The sequence below is a fragment of the Brevundimonas sp. genome (assembly GCF_035998205.1).
Classification (GTDB): domain Bacteria; phylum Pseudomonadota; class Alphaproteobacteria; order Caulobacterales; family Caulobacteraceae; genus Brevundimonas.
This window is the reverse complement of the sequence record NZ_DASYHT010000004.1, coordinates 802,520-817,203: the sequence shown is the minus strand read 5'-3', so window position 1 is coordinate 817,203 and position 14,684 is coordinate 802,520. Positions and strand designations below refer to the sequence as shown.

Genomic DNA, 14,684 nt, shown 5'->3' with positions numbered 1-14,684 from the left:
CGGGCCTTCACACCAGCGATGTTCAGAAAAGCGAAGCGCCACTCCCCGGAGGGGAGTGGCGCGAGTGACGGGGCTCGAACCCGCGACCTCCGGCGTGACAGGCCGGCACTCTAACCAACTGAGCTACACCCGCGTTTCCCGGCCGGAGAAGCAAGTTCTCCCCGGCGAGGGGCGTCGTTTAGGCGGGGGCGCCCGAACCTGTCAAGCGCCCTTTTTCGCCTCACTGCGCCGCGGTCGCCGCCACCGCCTGACGGGCCTGCTCAAGGTCGTAGGTGACGACCTCGCCGCCGCCGAGAGGCAGGCCGAAATAGACCCAGATTCCGGTCATGATCAGCCCGCCGATCAGGAAGAAGAACGAGTAGGGCAGCATCGTCGCCATCAGGTTGCCGATGCCGAAGCCCGGCACCCAGCGCTGGCAGAAGCCGAGGATCAGCGGGAAATAGACCATCAGCGGCGTGATGATGTTGGTCACCGAGTCACCCATGCGGAAGGCGGCCGTGGTCATCTCCGGGCTGACGCCGAGGAGCATAAGCATCGGCACCAGCACCGGGGCCATGGCGGCCCACTTGGCCGATGCCGATCCGACCAGAATGTTGATCGCCGCAGCCAGCAGCACGATGGCCACCAGCAGCTGCCACGACTCCAGCCCGCTGGCCTTGAGCTGTTCGGCTCCGGTGATCGCCGTGATGACCCCCAGGTTTGACCAGTTGAACATCGCGACGAAGTGGGCCGCGACGAAGGCCAGCACGATGTACGGCGCCATGACCGCCATCGATTCGGTCATCATCCGCACCAGCTCGCGATGGTTCTTCAGCGTACCGGCCGCCGCGCCGTAGGCGACGCCGGCGGCGAGGAACAGGACGAAGAAGCCGGCCACCAGCGAGTTGTAGAAGGGGTTCATCCGCTCATCGGCCGGGCCTTCGGCGTTGATCAGCGCGGCGTCCGGCAGGAGGGTCATGGCGGCCCAGGCGCCGATCACCAGTGCCGTGGCGAGGCCGGCCCAGAACAGGCCGCGCTTCTCGGCGCCGCTGAGGGCCGATTCGCTCAGCTGGATCGGGGCGTCGGCGGACGGGGTCCAGGGGCCGAGGCGCGGCTCGACGATCTTGTCCGTGACGAACCAGGCCAGCGGCACGAACACGAACGTCATGGCGATGATGAAAAAGTGGTTCCCCGCGATGTTGGCGGTCCACCCCGGCTCGATCAGTTGCGCCGCCGGCTGGGTGATGCCGAGCAGCAGGGCGTCGAGGTGGCCGGGGAAGAGGTTGGCCGAGAAGCCGCCGGAGACCGCGGCGAAGCCGGCGGCGATGCCGGCGACCGGGTGACGTCCCGCGGCGGCGAAGATCAGGCCCGCCAGCGGCACCAGCACGACATAGCCGGCGTCGGCGGCGTGGTTGGAGACGATGCCGACAAACACCACGATCGGCGTCAGGAAGGCCTTGGGCGCATCGCGGATGCCGGCGCGCATGACCGCCGAGAACAGGCCGGTCCGCTCGGCCACCCCGGCGCCCAGCATGACCACGAGCACATAGCCCAGCGGCGCGAAGCCGGTGAGCGTCCTCGGCATGTCGACGAACAGCCGCCGCAGGTTCTCGCTCGACAGCAGACTCTGGGCGACCACGGCCTGGCCGTCGACCGGATTGATGGCGCTCAGATTATAGGCGGCCGCCGCGACGCTGCCGACCACCAGCGCGCCGATCAGCCAGACAAAGATGAAGACCGGGTCGGGCAGGCGGTTGCCCGCCTTTTCGACGAAGGTGAGAATCCCGTTGCCGATGCCCAAGCATGCCTCCCGTGACTGGCTGAAACTGGCGGGAGAGATAAGGAACGTCAGCAGCTTGGCTTGGCAAGCGGGATTCCGCGGGAATTTGCGAGCCAATCGCAAGAAAAACGTTTCGACGCATGGGTTTGAACGGCGCGGGGAGTAGGTCTAGAAAGCGCCGAATCCGCCGCCTCCCCCTCGGCGGCCCGAGGCGTTCCGATGACCGAATTCCTTCTCGAATATCTGCCGATCGTGATCTTTCTGGGGATCGCGGCGGTGCTGGGCCTGCTGTTCATCGTGGCCGCACTGGTGCTGGCCCCGAAGAACCCCGACAGCGAGAAGCTCTCGGCCTATGAGTGCGGCTTCAACGCCTTCGACGACGCTCGCATGAAGTTCGACGTGCGCTTCTATCTGGTGTCGATCCTTTTCATCATCTTCGACCTTGAAGTGGCGTTCCTGTTCCCGTGGGCCGTGTCGATGTTCGACCTGAGCCGCGAGGGCATGATCTTCGCCTTCTGGTCGGGCTTCACCTTCCTGGTCGTGCTGACGGTCGGGTTCCTCTACGAGTGGAAGAAGGGCGCGCTGGAATGGGAGTGATCACCCCCGGACTGCAGGGGCCGACCTCGGCGCTGACGCCCTATGGCGCGGGCGCCCGCTCGTCGGTCGAGGGCTACGACCCGGCCGTCCACGACAAGTTCTTCGAGGCGGTCAACACCGAGCTGGCCGAGCACGGCTTCCTGACGGCCGCGCTGGACGACGTCATCACCTGGGCGCGCACGGGCTCGCTGATGTGGATGACCTTCGGTCTGGCCTGCTGCGCCGTGGAGATGATGCAGGCCTCGATGCCGCGCTTCGACATGGAGCGGTTCGGCATGGCCCCGCGCGCCAGTCCGCGCCAGTCGGACCTGATGATCGTCGCCGGCACCCTGACCAACAAGATGGCCCCGGCCCTGCGCAAGGTCTACGACCAGATGCCGGACCCGCGCTACGTCCTGTCCATGGGCAGCTGCGCCAATGGCGGCGGCTACTACCACTACAGCTACAGCGTCGTGCGCGGCTGCGACCGCATCGTGCCGGTCGACGTCTATGTGCCCGGTTGCCCGCCGACCGCGGAGGCCCTGATCTACGGCCTGCTGCAGCTGCAGAAGAAGATCCGCCGCACGGGGACGATCGAGCGATGAACGCGCTGGAGCAGATCGCGGCCACCGAGGCGGCGCTGACCCCGCTGGGGACGGAAATGGTCGCCGAGCTGGGCGTTGAGGCCCAGGTCGCCTTTGGCGAGCTGACGCTGGTCGCCCCGCGCGAGCGGATCGTCGAGGTGCTGGGCGCCCTGCGGGACCGCTTTGGCTTCCAGCAGCTGATCGACGTCTGCGGCGTCGATTATCCGGACCGCGCCGAGCGGTTCGAGGTGGTCTACCACCTGCTCAGCCTGACCCGGAACGCCCGGGTGCGGGTCAAGGTGTCGACGGACGAGACCACGCCGGTGGCCAGCGCCGTGAGCGTCTATCCGGCCGCCGACTGGTTCGAGCGCGAGGCGTTCGACATGTACGGCATGCTGTTCTCGGGCCATCCCGACCTGCGCCGCATCCTCACCGACTACGGCTTCGAGGGGCATCCGCTGCGCAAGGACTTCCCGATGACCGGCTACGTCGAGGTGCGCTACGACGAGGCCCAGAAGCGGGTGGTCTACGAGCCGGTGCGCCTGCAGCAGGAGTTCCGCAACTTCGACTTCCTGTCGCCTTGGGAAGGCGCCGAGTATCCGGCGCCGGTCCTGCCTGGCGACGAAAAGGCGGCCCCGCCGCCGCCCGCGCCGTCCCCCGCTCCCGCCGCGTCCAAGGCGAAGGGCAAGGGCAAGGGGAAGGGATGACCGGCCATGACACGCTCCGCCGCCCGGTCTGCAGCCTCCTTCTTCCTGGTGACCTTCTCGACGGCCTTCCTGTTCACGCTCGGAGCGCGGCTCACGGGCTGGTTCACCCGCGCGCCCGAGGTGGCGCCGGAGCAGCTGCAGGCGCTGGGCGTGGCGATCATGGTCGCCGTGGTCTGTCTGGCCGTGGGCGCCGGCATCCGGCGGCTGTCGGCCGGCGAGCTGCAGAGCGCGCTGTTGGGGGCTTCGGCGGTGCTGCTGTCGACGCCGCTGGCGATCGCCGTGCTGACGGGCGACTGGGAAATCTCGACCGCCGCGGTCTCGGGCATGGGCGTGCTGACGCTCGCGCTCGGCTGGCTGGTCGCGCTGACGCGGCGGCGCGAGTCTCTGGACGAGGAACTGTCTGATGGCTGACGGCGCCAACCCCCCTGTGCAGACGGCCGGCGACTGGGCTGTCGACACCCGCAACGATCACGCGCGGGCCATGGACGACCGCAAGTTCACCATCAACTTCGGTCCGCAGCACCCGGCCGCGCACGGCGTACTGCGTCTGGTGCTGGAGCTGGACGGCGAGGTGGTCACCCGCGTCGATCCGCACATCGGCCTGCTGCACCGCGGCACCGAGAAGCTGATGGAGGCCCGCACCTACCTCCAGAACGTGCCCTATTTCGACCGGCTGGATTACGTCTCGCCGATGAACCAGGAGCACGCGTTCTGCCTGGCCATCGAGCGGCTGCTGGGCATCGACGTGCCCTACCGCGCCCAGCTGATCCGCGTGCTCTACAGCGAGATCGGCCGGATCCTGTCGCACCTGCTGAACGTGACGACCCAGGCCATGGACGTCGGCGCCCTCACGCCGCCGCTCTGGGGCTTCGAGGAGCGCGAGAAGCTGATGGTGTTCTACGAGCGCGCCTGCGGGGCGCGCCTGCACGCCAACTACTTCCGCCCCGGCGGCGTCCACCAGGACCTGCCGGCCGACCTGATCGATGACATCGACCGCTGGTGCAAGACCTTCCCGGCGGCGCTGAAGGACATCGAGAGCCTCGTCACCGAGAACCGCATCTTCAAGCAGCGCAACGTCGACATCGGCGTGGTGTCGAAGGAGCAGGCCCTGGCCTGGGGCTTTGCCGGCGTCATGCTGCGCGGCTCGGACATCGCCTGGGACCTGCGCAAGTCGCAGCCCTACGAGTGCTACGCCGACCTGGAGTTCGACGTCATCGTCGGCAAGAACGGCGACTGCTGGGATCGTTACCTCGTGCGCATCGAGGAGATGAAGCAGTCGGTGCGGATCATGGAGCAGTGCATCCACCGCCTGCGCAACTATGTCGGCGCGCCCGTCATGGTCGAGGACAACAAGGTGGTGCCGCCGCGCCGGGGCGAGATGAAGCGCTCGATGGAGGCGCTGATCCACCACTTCAAGCTCTACACCGAGGGCTTCAAGACGCCCGAAGGCGAGGTCTACGCCGCGGTCGAGGCCCCGAAGGGCGAGTTCGGCGTCTATCTGGTGTCCGACGGCACCAACAAGCCGTACCGCTGCAAGATCTCGGCGCCGGGCTTCCGCCACCTGCAGGCGATGGACTGGATGAACCGCGGCCACATGCTGGCCGACGTCTCCGCCATCCTCGGTTCGCTCGACATCGTGTTCGGGGAGGTGGACCGGTGAGCCCCGAAGCCATCGCCCAGGGTCAGCTGGACGCCTACAACGCCCAGGATCTCGACGCCTTCGTCGGCTGGTTCGCCGACGATGTGGCGGTCGCCGACCTGAACGCCGCGCCGAACCTGCAGGGCCGCGACGCCTATCGTGCACGCTATGCCGACCTGTTCGCGCAGTATCCTCAGAACCGGGTCGAGTTGCTGTCGCGCATGGTCATCGGCTCGACCGTGATCGACCATGAACGCGTGTTCCGCGCCCCCGACGTCGCGCCCTTCGAGGTCGCGGCCATCTACACCCTTGCCGGCGACAAGATCGCCCGCGTCGATTTCGTGAAGGCCTGATCGATGTCCGTCCGTCGTCTCGCCAAGGACCAGCCCGCCAGCTTCGCCTTCTCGAAGGCGACGAAGGCCAAGTGCGACTGGTGGATCGCCAAGTATCCTGCCGATCGCCGCCAGTCGGCGGTGATCCCGATCCTGTGGCTGGTGCAGAAGCAGGAGGGCTGGGTCTCCGAGCCGGCCCTGCGCGCCATCGCCGAACTGCTGGGCATGCCCTACATCCGGGTGCTGGAGGTCGCGACCTTCTACACCATGTTCATGCTGGAGCCGGTCGGGAAGACCGCCCTGATCCAGGTCTGCGGCACCACCCCGTGCATGCTGCGCGGCGCCAATGACCTGATGAAGGTCTGCAGGGACAAGATCGGGCCGAAGGACCACCTCAGCGCCGACGGCCGCTTCACCTGGCAGGAGGTCGAGTGCCTCGGCGCCTGCGTGAACGCGCCGATGGCCCAGATCAACGACTACTACTACGAGGACCTGACGCCCGAGACCCTGGCGCAGATCATCGACGACTTCGCGGCGGGCAAGGCGCCGAAGGCAGGGACGTACGTCGAGCGCACCAACTCCGCGCCGGCCGGCGGCCCGCTGACCCTGACCGATCCGAAGCTGTATGACGGCTCGGCCGCGAAGCCGATCCGCAAGCTGCCGAACGCGGAGCCGACCCCGGCATGACCCCGCCCGACCTCAGCACTGAGGACGGTCGCGCCGCCTACCGGCGCGAACTGCGACGCGTCGGCTGGCGCTGGCGCTGGAGCGGGCTGGGCCTGATCGTGCTGGCCGCCATCTGGGTGGCGCTGGCCCGCGACGGAGCCCAGGCCTGGGCGGAGCAGGGCGTGATCGTGGCCTACGGCCTGCTGGCCGCCGGCTGGGTGATGGTGATTTCCTCGATCGCCATGCGGACGCGGCACCATCGCCGCCGCATGGCCGAGCTCGACGGGGTGGCGCGATGATCCGTTCAGGCGAAACGTCGCGCGCCCTTCGCACGGGCGCGGCATGCTCCGCGGCGATCACGAGGGTCAGGCGTTGGGGGCGGCGTCATGAGTTCGGAACGCAAGGACAAGCCGGGCAGGGGCCTGGTCGAGGGGGCCCGTCAGGCGGGCCTGTTCCTGACCAATCTGGCCGGGGCCGCCTCGCTGTCCCTCGGCGGAGCCCAGGCCCAGCCGCAGCAACCGCCGCAACCCGCCTCGCGGGCGCCCGTCGCCCCCGTCTCGCCGACCTCGACTTCCGGATCGTCTGATGCGCCCAGCCAAGCTCCCCAGAAACCCAGTCCCGGCGACCGGACGCCGGTTCCCGTCGAGCGCGAAACCCGTGACCGGCGAAGCGAGCTGTCTCGCCCGCGTGGTCGCGGCCTGGGCGGCGGCGGACGTTCAGGAGACGGCCCGATGATCGGCATGCTGGAAGACAAGGACCGCATCTTCACCAACCTCTATGGCCTGCACGACTGGGGTCTGGAGGGCGCGAAGCGTCGTGGCTGCTGGAACGCCACGCCGGACATGCTGGCCCTGGGCCGCGACTGGATCATCGCCCAGGTCAAGAACTCCGGCCTGCGCGGCCGCGGTGGCGCCGGCTTCTCCACCGGCCTGAAGTGGTCCTTCATGCCCAAGGAGGTGAAGGACCGCCCGCACTATCTGGTGGTCAACGCCGACGAGTCCGAACCCGGGACCTGCAAGGACCGGGAGATCATGCGCCATGATCCGCACCTGCTGATCGAGGGCTGCCTGATCGCCAGCTTCGCCATGCAGGCGCACGCCTGCTACATCTACATCCGCGGCGAATACGTGCGCGAGCGCGAGGTGCTGGAGGAGGCCATCAAGCAGGCCTACGAGGCCCGGCTGATCGGCAAGAACAACATCCACGGCTGGGATTTCGACCTCTACGTCCATCATGGCGCCGGGGCCTACATCTGCGGCGAGGAAACCGCGCTGCTGGAGAGCCTCGAAGGCAAGAAGGGCCAGCCGCGCCTGAAGCCGCCGTTCCCGGCCGGGGCCGGCCTCTACGGCTGCCCGACCACGGTCAACAACGTCGAGTCGATCGCGGTCGTCGGCACCATCCTGCGGCGCGGCGCCGAGTGGTTCGCGGGCTTCGGCCGGCCGAACAACACCGGCACCAAGCTGATGTGCGTGTCGGGCCATGTGAACACGCCGTGCAACGTCGAGGAATCGATGTCGATCCCGCTGCGTCAGCTGCTGGAGGATCACTGCGGCGGCGTGCGGGGCGGCTGGGGCAACCTCAAGGCCGTGATCCCGGGCGGCTCCTCGGTGCCGCTGATCACCGCCGAGATGGCCGAGACGGCGCTGATGGACTTCGACAGCCTGCGCGAGATGCGGTCGGGCCTCGGCACCGCGGCGGTCATCGTCATGGACCAGTCGACCGACCTGGTGAAGGCGATCGCCCGCATCAGCTATTTCTACAAGCACGAGAGCTGCGGCCAGTGCACCCCGTGCCGCGAGGGCACCGGCTGGATGTGGCGCGTGCTTGAGCGCATGGCCATCGGCGAGGCGGATCCGTCCGAGATCGATCTGCTGCTCGAGGTGGCCGGCCAGGTCGAGGGCCACACCATCTGCGCCCTCGGCGACGCCGCCGCCTGGCCCGTGCAGGGCCTGATCCGGCACTTCCGCCACGAGATCGAGGAGCGGATCGCCAACTACCGCAGCCGCCGCGCGAATTTCGCCGGCCACGCCATCGCCGCGGAGTAGACCTTTTGGCTGGACTCTCCGCCCCTCTGGTCCGGATCGCCGTCGCCGCCTTCGCGTGCGTCGTCGCGGCCGGCTGGGCGGAGACGACGGCGGCGGCCGAGCCCCAGGCGGCGGCGCCCGCCGGTCGCGGCCTGCCGGCTCCGGCCAGCTTTGCGGACAATCCGCGGGTGATCACTCACTATGAGGCGCGCACGGCGCTGTTCGCCGATTACCCGCCGCTCGACGGGGGCGTGGCCTTCGTCGGCGACAGCCTGACCGAGGGCGGCGACTGGGCCGCCCTGTTCCCGGGCGTGACGCTGCGCAACTACGGCATCAGCGGCGACCGGGCCGAGGGCGTGCTGGCGCGCCATGCCCAGGTCGTGGCGGCGCGGCCGGGCCGGATCCTGCTTCTGATCGGCACCAACAACCTGTCGCGCGGCGTCAGCCCGGCGGCGGTCGACGCGGATGTATCGGCGACCCTCGACCGGTTCCGCGCGGCCCTGCCCGGGACCCAGCTGGTGGTCCAGAGCGTGCTGCCGCGCCAGCCGCAGTTCGACGCCGCGATCCGCGAGCTGAACGCCCTGCTGCGCCAGACGGCGGCGCGCCACGGCGCCGCCTTCGTCGACCTGCATCCCGCCTTCGTGGTGCAGGGCGGCCGTCTTGATCCGGCCGTGACCCGGGACGAGCTGCACCTGACGTCGGTCGGCTACGCGCGCTGGGCCGGGCTCATCGCGCGCTGCGTGCGCGAGGGGGCCTGCGGATGAGACGCCTGCTTTCCATCATCGGCCTTGCCGCCCTTGTCGCCGCCTGCGGCCAGGGAGCCCCTGCGCCCGAGGCTGAGGCGACGACGGCCGCCGAAGCGCCCGTGGCCGATATGGCCGCGGCGGCGCCCGGGGTCATGACGCCCGCCGATCTGCCGCGCGTGTGTCGCGCGGGGCTGGCGGCCATCCACGGCCAGCGGGTGGCCGACATCCAGATCGAGGGCGTCGAGGGCGAGATCGTCAAGACGTCCTGGCGCGCCCCTGTTGACGGCGGCCGCCTGTTCGCCGACTGCCGGGTGCAGGGCGATGTGGTGACCTGGCGGCCGACCGGCCTGCCGGATCCGGCGCAGGAGCGCTGGATGGACACTGCCGAGGATCCGGTCGTGCGCGTCGTGCTGCGCGGCGAAGAGATTGAAGTGAACCAGACGTTCCCGGACGGGACGCGCGAACAGGCGATGCTGAGGGTGGAGGAGGGCGGCGCCGATGGCTGACGAACCCGACAACCTCGTCCTGCAGATTCTGCGTCGGGTGGAGATGCGTCTGACGACCATTGAGACCAAGCTCGACCGCGTGGTCGAGGACGTCCACGGTCTGAAGGTCCGCATGACCCATGTGGAAGAAGGCCTGGCCGGTGTGAACCGTCGGCTGGACCGGATTGACGAACGCGTCGACCGGATCGAGAGGCGTCTCGAGCTGGCCGATCACCCCTACGGCGGAGTCCGCGAATAATGCCCATCGCCAAGGTCAACGGCGTCGAAACCGAGTTTGAGCCCGGCATGACCGTGCTGCAGGTCGCCGAGCGCGCCGGGCACGAGATTCCGCGCTTCTGCTACCATGAGCGGCTGTCGATCGCCGGCAACTGCCGCATGTGTCTGGTCGAGGTGAAGCCCGGGCCGCCCAAGCCGCAGGCCAGCTGCGCCCTGCCGGCCGCCGAGGGCCAGGAGATCTTCACCGACACGCCGATGGTGAAGAAGGCGCGCGAGGGGGTGATGGAGTTCCTCCTCATCAACCACCCGCTGGACTGCCCGATCTGCGACCAGGGCGGCGAGTGCGACCTGCAGGACCAGGCCATGGGCTATGGCCGCGACGGCTCGCGCTACGCCGAGAACAAGCGCGCCGTCGAAGAAAAGAACATGGGCCCGACGGTGAAGACCTTCATGACGCGGTGCATCCAGTGCACGCGCTGCGTCCGCTTCATCAGCGAGGTCGCCGGCGTGCCGGACATCGGCATGATCAGCCGCGGCGAGAGCGCCGAGATCACCACCTATCTGGAAAAGAACATCGACAGCGAACTGTCGGGCAACGTCAACGACCTGTGCCCGGTCGGCGCCCTGACGCACCGGCCGTGGTCGTTCCACTACCGCCCGTGGGAGCTGAAGAAGACCGAGACCATCGACGTCATGGACGCGCTGGGCTCGAACATCCGGGCCGACAGCCGGGGCGCCGAGGTGATGCGGATCCTGCCGCGGGTGCATGAGGGCATCAACGAGGAGTGGCTGGCCGACCGCAGCCGCTATGTTGTCGACGGCCTGAACGTGCGCCGGCTGGACCGGCCGTGGCTGCGCGAGAACGGTAAGCTGCGCCCCGCCAGCTGGACCGAGGCGCTGGACGCCGTGGCCCTGAAGCTCAAGACCACGAAGCCGGAACGCATGGGCGTGATCGCCGGCGACCTGCAGGACGCCGAGTCGATGAAGGCGGCGCTGGACCTGTTCCGCGCCCTGGGCTCGGCCAACACCGACTGCCGTCAGGACGGCCTGGTCCTCGGGGACGGGCCGCGCGAGAGCTGGCTGTTCAACAGCAGCCTTGCCGGCATCGAGGACGCGGACCACATCCTGCTGGTCGGGACCAACCCGCGGCTCGAGGCTCCCCTACTCAACGCCCGGATTCGCAAGGCGTGGCTGAAGGGCGGCCTGAAGGTCAGCGTCATCGGCGAACGCGCCGACCTGACCTACGACTATGACTTCGTGGGCCATGGTTCGAAGACCCTGTCGCGCCTGCCCAAGGCGACGGCGGACGCCCTGGCGGCGGCGCAGCGCCCGGCGATCATCATCGGCGCCGGTCTGCTGGCGGGCCCGGACGGGCCGGCCCTGCTGAACGCCGTGGCGCGGCTGGCGGCCAAGGCCGGCGTGGTGCGCGACGGCTGGAACGGCTTCAACGTGCTGCACACGGCGGCCAGCCGCGTCGGCGGCCTCGACATGGGCTTCGTCCCGGGCGAAGGCGGTCTGTCGGCAGTCGAGATGGCCAAGAAGGGCGCGGTGGACGTGCTGTTCCTGCTGGGCGCCGACGAGATCGACGCCTCGGCGACCAAGGCCTTCAAGATCTATCTCGGCAGCCACGGCGACCGCGGCGCGCACGGCGCGGACGTGATCCTGCCGGCCGCCGCCTGGACCGAGAAGTCCGGCCTGTACGTCAATACCGAGGGCCGGGTGCAGATGGCCGAGCGGGTGGTCTTCCCCAAGGGCGAGGCCAAGGAGGACTGGGCCATCCTGCGCGCCCTGTCCGAGCGGGTCGGCAAGACCTTGCCGTACGACAGCCTCGAGCAGCTGCGCGCCCGCCTGATGGCCGACCACCCGACGTTCGGGCGCATCGACTATCTGGCGCCGGCGGCGGCCTTCAAGGTCGAGGCCCTTGGAAACAAGGGCGAACCGGGCGATACGGCGTTCCGGTCGGCGGTGGCTGACCCCTATCTGATGAACCCCATCCAGCGCGCCAGCGCGACCATGGCCGAGCTCAGCGCCCAGCGCGCCCGGCCGACCCTGCTGGCGGCGGAGTAAGTCATGGACGCCCAAACCTCCTTCTGGTCCTCGCCGCTGGGCTGGACCCTGGCCACCACCGGCGGAATCCTGCTGGTCACCGTCGGGATCCTGATCTCGCTGGCCTTCCTGCTGCTGGCCGACCGCAAGGTCTGGGCCGGGGTGCAGCTGCGCAAGGGCCCGAACGTGGTCGGGCCGTTCGGCCTGCTGCAGTCCTTCGCCGACTTCTTCAAGTTCGTGCTGAAGGAGGTCGTGATCCCGGCCGGCGCCGACAAGACGGTGTTCCTGCTGGCGCCGCTGATCACCTTCATCCTGGCCTTCATCGCCTGGGCGGTGATCCCGTTCGCGCCCGGCTGGGTCATCTCCGACCTGAACGTCGGCATCCTGTACATCTTCGCCATCTCGAGCCTCGGCGTGTACGGGATCATCATGGGGGGCTGGGCCTCCAACTCGAAGTATCCCTTCCTCGGCTCGCTGCGGTCGGCGGCCCAGATGGTCAGCTACGAGGTCTCGATCGGCCTGGTGATCATCAACGTCATCCTGCTGGCCGGCACGATGAACCTGACGGCCATCGTCACCGAGCAGCAGGGCTGGATCTGGAACTGGTTCGCCTTCGGCGGCGGGGCCGACACCTGGCCCACCGTGCTGCTGATGTTCCCGATGGCGATCGTCTTCTTCATCTCGGCCCTGGCCGAGACCAACCGTCCGCCGTTCGACCTGCCCGAGGCGGAGTCGGAGCTCGTCGCCGGCTATCAGGTCGAGTACAGCTCGACCCCGTACCTGCTGTTCATGATCGGCGAGTACGCCAACATCGTCTTCATGTGCGCCATGATCAGCCTGCTGTTCTTCGGCGGCTGGCACCCGGGCTTCCCCACCGACTTCCTGCAGTCGTGGCCGCCCTTCCTGGCCAACCTGTTCTACTTCCTGGTGTTCGCCTCGAAGATCGTCTTCTGGTTCATCATGATCGCCATGGTGAAGGCCTTCGTGCCGCGCTACCGCTACGATCAGCTGATGCGGCTGGGCTGGAAGATCTTCCTGCCGGCCTCGCTGGTGGCCGTGGTGGCGGCGGCCGCCTGGCGCGTGTTCGCGGTGGGCGCCTGATGCGCGGGGCCCGGCTCATGACGGCGATGATCGGCGCAGGCGTCGGCCTGACCGGCTGTGCGCCGGCCTATGAGCGCATGCCCGAGAGCTCGTGGCAGTGGGAGCGGCGCCAGGAGGAGATCGTCCGGCGCGAGGACGAACGCCGGCGCCTCTGCGCCATGATGGACAAGAGCACCGAACGTTACGAGCGCGACTGCACGCGCCGCGGAGACCCAGACTGATGTTCACTCGTATCGTCCAGGCGGCCAAGGGCGCGATGATGCTGGACGTCATCGGCGCCATCGGCCTGTCCGTGAAGTACATGCTGCGGCCCAAGGCCACCGTGAACTATCCGTTCGAGCGCAACCCCATCTCGCCGCGCTTCCGGGGCGAGCATGCGCTGCGCCGCTACGCCAACGGGGAAGAGCGCTGCATCGCCTGCAAGCTGTGCGAAGCGATCTGCCCGGCCCAGGCGATCACCATCGAATCGGAACCGCGGCCGGACGGCAGCCGCCGCACGACCCGCTACGACATCGACATGGTGAAATGCATCTACTGCGGCCTGTGCCAGGAGGCCTGCCCGGTGGACGCCATCGTCGAGGGGCCGAACCAGGAGTTCTCCACCGATACGCGGGAGGAGCTCTACTACAACAAGGAGCGCCTGCTCGCGAACGGCGATCGCTGGGAGCGGGTCATCGCCCGCAATCTGGAGCTGGACGCGCCGTACCGGTAAAGCGCGTCACCCGTCGCCGGAGGGGCGACGGTCGAGGGGTATGAGGTCGCTTCATTTCGGAGCGATCAGTGTCTAAGAAGCGCGGCGATTCCGCCGTGCCAACGGTCTCAAGGGGGCGTCGTCCCGGACATGCTGCAAGGCCTGGCCTTCTATCTGCTGGCGGCGACCGCCGTGGTCTCCGGACTGCTCGTCGTGACGGCGCGCAACCCGGTTCACAGCGTGCTGTGGCTCATCCTCGCCTTCTTCTCGTCGGCGGGTCTGTTCGTGCTGCTCGCCGCCGAGTTCCTGGCGATGCTGCTGGTGGTCGTCTACGTGGGCGCCGTCGCGGTGCTGTTCCTGTTCGTCGTGATGATGCTGGACGTCGACTTCGTCCGGCTGCGCGAGGGCTACGCCCGCTACCTGCCGTTCGGCGGCATCATCGCCGGCATCCTGCTGGCCGAGATGATCGTCGTCTCGATGGCCGTGGTGCAGGGCGGGGCGGCGCGCGGGGCCATCGGCCCGGTCGCCCCCACCGCCGAGATGAGCAATGTCGAGGCCATCGGCCGGGTGCTCTACACGGACTACGTCTACTTCTTCCAGGCGTCGGGGATCGTGCTGCTGATCGCCATGATCGGAGCCATCACCCTGACCCTGCGCCACAAGCCGCACATCCGTCGCCAGGATCCCGCCGCCCAGGTCAACCGCGACCGGCGCAAGGCCATCGCCGTGCGCACCCCGGCCGTCGGCGCCGGCGTCACGCCCGAGGAGCTGAACTGATGGAAATCGGGCTCGCCCACTATCTGGCCGTCGGGGCCATGCTGTTCACCATCGGCGTGTTCGGCATCTTCGTGAACCGCAAGAACGTCATCATCATCCTGATGTCGGTCGAGCTGATCCTGCTGGCCGTGAACATCAACTTCGTGGCCTTCTCCGCCTATCTGAACGACATCGCCGGGCAGATCATGGCGCTGTTCATCCTCACGGTGGCGGCGGCCGAGGCGGCGATCGGTCTGGCCATCCTGGTGACCTTCTTCCGCAACCGCGGCGACATCGCCGTTGACGACGCCTCGGTGATGAAGGGCTGACCGTGA

The 14,684-nt window shown here is 68.5% G+C and carries 19 protein-coding genes and 1 tRNA gene; 18 read left to right on the top strand and 2 right to left on the bottom strand.

The annotated features are described in order from the left end of the window. Positions 1-56: 56 nt before the first annotated feature. Positions 57-133 (bottom strand) — tRNA-Asp (locus VGN74_RS06880). 87 nt (positions 134-220) lie between these two features. After that, positions 221-1,780, bottom strand: coding sequence for an AbgT family transporter (locus VGN74_RS06875; protein WP_327446609.1), 1,560 nt, complete (start codon positions 1,778-1,780; stop codon positions 221-223). A 198-nt stretch (positions 1,781-1,978) separates the two neighbouring features. On the opposite strand from VGN74_RS06875, the gene VGN74_RS06870 reads away from it, so the two are divergent. From VGN74_RS06870 to nuoK, 18 genes are all read left to right on the top strand, one after another. Further along, the gene (locus VGN74_RS06870; protein WP_291120496.1) at positions 1,979-2,356 is read left to right on the top strand and encodes an NADH-quinone oxidoreductase subunit A; all 378 of its coding nucleotides are present in this window, start codon (positions 1,979-1,981) and stop codon (positions 2,354-2,356) included. Then, positions 2,326-2,940 carry an NADH-quinone oxidoreductase subunit B family protein gene (locus tag VGN74_RS06865; RefSeq protein WP_327446608.1) on the top strand — a complete coding sequence of 205 codons (615 nt, stop codon included), beginning with the start codon at positions 2,326-2,328 and terminating at the stop codon, positions 2,938-2,940. Before VGN74_RS06870 ends, VGN74_RS06865 begins: the two co-directional genes overlap by 31 nt. Next, positions 2,937-3,626, top strand: a complete 690-nt coding sequence (locus VGN74_RS06860; protein ID WP_327446607.1) for an NADH-quinone oxidoreductase subunit C — start codon at positions 2,937-2,939, stop codon at positions 3,624-3,626. The genes VGN74_RS06865 and VGN74_RS06860 overlap by 4 nt, the downstream gene beginning before the upstream one ends. A gap of 6 nt (positions 3,627-3,632) precedes the next feature. Then, on the top strand, positions 3,633-4,037 hold the full coding sequence (locus VGN74_RS06855) for a hypothetical protein (protein WP_327446606.1): 405 nt from the start codon (positions 3,633-3,635) through the stop codon (positions 4,035-4,037). A gap of 70 nt (positions 4,038-4,107) precedes the next feature. Continuing rightward, on the top strand, positions 4,108-5,286 hold the full coding sequence (locus VGN74_RS06850) for an NADH-quinone oxidoreductase subunit D (RefSeq protein WP_327446690.1): 1,179 nt from the start codon (positions 4,108-4,110) through the stop codon (positions 5,284-5,286). Next, positions 5,283-5,618, top strand: coding sequence for a nuclear transport factor 2 family protein (locus tag VGN74_RS06845; protein ID WP_327446605.1), 336 nt, complete (start codon positions 5,283-5,285; stop codon positions 5,616-5,618). Before VGN74_RS06850 ends, VGN74_RS06845 begins: the two co-directional genes overlap by 4 nt. Positions 5,619-5,621: 3 nt before the next feature. Continuing rightward, positions 5,622-6,284: an NADH-quinone oxidoreductase subunit NuoE gene (gene nuoE / locus VGN74_RS06840; protein WP_327446604.1), complete on the top strand. Its 663-nt coding sequence runs from the start codon at positions 5,622-5,624 to the stop codon at positions 6,282-6,284. After that, positions 6,281-6,562, top strand: coding sequence for a hypothetical protein (locus tag VGN74_RS06835; RefSeq protein WP_327446603.1), 282 nt, complete (start codon positions 6,281-6,283; stop codon positions 6,560-6,562). The genes nuoE and VGN74_RS06835 overlap by 4 nt, the downstream gene beginning before the upstream one ends. Positions 6,563-6,994: 432 nt before the next feature. Continuing rightward, complete coding sequence (nuoF, locus tag VGN74_RS06830) at positions 6,995-8,308, top strand: NADH-quinone oxidoreductase subunit NuoF (RefSeq protein WP_327446689.1); 1,314 nt, start codon at positions 6,995-6,997, stop codon at positions 8,306-8,308. 5 nt (positions 8,309-8,313) lie between these two features. Further along, positions 8,314-9,051, top strand: coding sequence for a GDSL-type esterase/lipase family protein (locus VGN74_RS06825; RefSeq protein ID WP_327446602.1), 738 nt, complete (start codon positions 8,314-8,316; stop codon positions 9,049-9,051). Beyond that, a complete protein-coding gene (locus tag VGN74_RS06820; protein ID WP_327446601.1) occupies positions 9,048-9,539 on the top strand; it encodes a hypothetical protein in 492 nt (163 codons plus the stop codon). Before VGN74_RS06825 ends, VGN74_RS06820 begins: the two co-directional genes overlap by 4 nt. Next, the gene (locus VGN74_RS06815) at positions 9,532-9,777 is read left to right on the top strand and encodes a hypothetical protein (RefSeq protein ID WP_327446600.1); all 246 of its coding nucleotides are present in this window, start codon (positions 9,532-9,534) and stop codon (positions 9,775-9,777) included. The genes VGN74_RS06820 and VGN74_RS06815 overlap by 8 nt, the downstream gene beginning before the upstream one ends. Then, entirely contained in the window at positions 9,777-11,822 is a 2,046-nt protein-coding gene (gene nuoG / locus VGN74_RS06810; protein WP_327446599.1) for an NADH-quinone oxidoreductase subunit NuoG, read from the top strand. The genes VGN74_RS06815 and nuoG overlap by 1 nt, the downstream gene beginning before the upstream one ends. Before the next feature lie 3 nt (positions 11,823-11,825). Continuing rightward, positions 11,826-12,902 carry an NADH-quinone oxidoreductase subunit NuoH gene (gene nuoH / locus VGN74_RS06805; RefSeq protein WP_327446598.1) on the top strand — a complete coding sequence of 359 codons (1,077 nt, stop codon included), beginning with the start codon at positions 11,826-11,828 and terminating at the stop codon, positions 12,900-12,902. Between the two features lie 17 nt (positions 12,903-12,919). After that, positions 12,920-13,123 carry a hypothetical protein gene (locus tag VGN74_RS06800; RefSeq protein WP_327446597.1) on the top strand — a complete coding sequence of 68 codons (204 nt, stop codon included), beginning with the start codon at positions 12,920-12,922 and terminating at the stop codon, positions 13,121-13,123. Then, a complete protein-coding gene (gene nuoI / locus VGN74_RS06795; protein ID WP_327446596.1) occupies positions 13,123-13,614 on the top strand; it encodes an NADH-quinone oxidoreductase subunit NuoI in 492 nt (163 codons plus the stop codon). Before VGN74_RS06800 ends, nuoI begins: the two co-directional genes overlap by 1 nt. A gap of 129 nt (positions 13,615-13,743) precedes the next feature. Then, entirely contained in the window at positions 13,744-14,370 is a 627-nt protein-coding gene (locus VGN74_RS06790) for an NADH-quinone oxidoreductase subunit J (RefSeq protein WP_327446595.1), read from the top strand. Beyond that, entirely contained in the window at positions 14,370-14,678 is a 309-nt protein-coding gene (gene nuoK, locus VGN74_RS06785; protein WP_175359535.1) for an NADH-quinone oxidoreductase subunit NuoK, read from the top strand. Before VGN74_RS06790 ends, nuoK begins: the two co-directional genes overlap by 1 nt. Positions 14,679-14,684: the final 6 nt, after the last annotated feature.

Excerpts from the sequence above, each read along its gene's own strand:
- VGN74_RS06870 (WP_291120496.1), top strand. The coding sequence starts at position 1,979 with ATGACCGAATTCCTTCTCGAATATCTGCCGATCGTGATCTTTCTGGGG.
- VGN74_RS06860 (WP_327446607.1), top strand. The coding sequence starts at position 2,937 with ATGAACGCGCTGGAGCAGATCGCGGCCACCGAGGCGGCGCTGACCCCG.
- VGN74_RS06855 (WP_327446606.1), top strand. The coding sequence starts at position 3,633 with ATGACACGCTCCGCCGCCCGGTCTGCAGCCTCCTTCTTCCTGGTGACC.
- VGN74_RS06850 (WP_327446690.1), top strand. The coding sequence starts at position 4,108 with ATGGACGACCGCAAGTTCACCATCAACTTCGGTCCGCAGCACCCGGCC.
- nuoE (WP_327446604.1), top strand. The coding sequence starts at position 5,622 with ATGTCCGTCCGTCGTCTCGCCAAGGACCAGCCCGCCAGCTTCGCCTTC.
- VGN74_RS06835 (WP_327446603.1), top strand. The coding sequence starts at position 6,281 with ATGACCCCGCCCGACCTCAGCACTGAGGACGGTCGCGCCGCCTACCGG.
- nuoF (WP_327446689.1), top strand. The coding sequence starts at position 6,995 with ATGATCGGCATGCTGGAAGACAAGGACCGCATCTTCACCAACCTCTAT.
- VGN74_RS06820 (WP_327446601.1), top strand. The coding sequence starts at position 9,048 with ATGAGACGCCTGCTTTCCATCATCGGCCTTGCCGCCCTTGTCGCCGCC.
- VGN74_RS06815 (WP_327446600.1), top strand. The coding sequence starts at position 9,532 with ATGGCTGACGAACCCGACAACCTCGTCCTGCAGATTCTGCGTCGGGTG.
- nuoG (WP_327446599.1), top strand. The coding sequence starts at position 9,777 with ATGCCCATCGCCAAGGTCAACGGCGTCGAAACCGAGTTTGAGCCCGGC.
- nuoH (WP_327446598.1), top strand. The coding sequence starts at position 11,826 with ATGGACGCCCAAACCTCCTTCTGGTCCTCGCCGCTGGGCTGGACCCTG.
- VGN74_RS06800 (WP_327446597.1), top strand. The coding sequence starts at position 12,920 with ATGACGGCGATGATCGGCGCAGGCGTCGGCCTGACCGGCTGTGCGCCG.
- nuoI (WP_327446596.1), top strand. The coding sequence starts at position 13,123 with ATGTTCACTCGTATCGTCCAGGCGGCCAAGGGCGCGATGATGCTGGAC.
- VGN74_RS06790 (WP_327446595.1), top strand. The coding sequence starts at position 13,744 with ATGCTGCAAGGCCTGGCCTTCTATCTGCTGGCGGCGACCGCCGTGGTC.
- nuoK (WP_175359535.1), top strand. The coding sequence starts at position 14,370 with ATGGAAATCGGGCTCGCCCACTATCTGGCCGTCGGGGCCATGCTGTTC.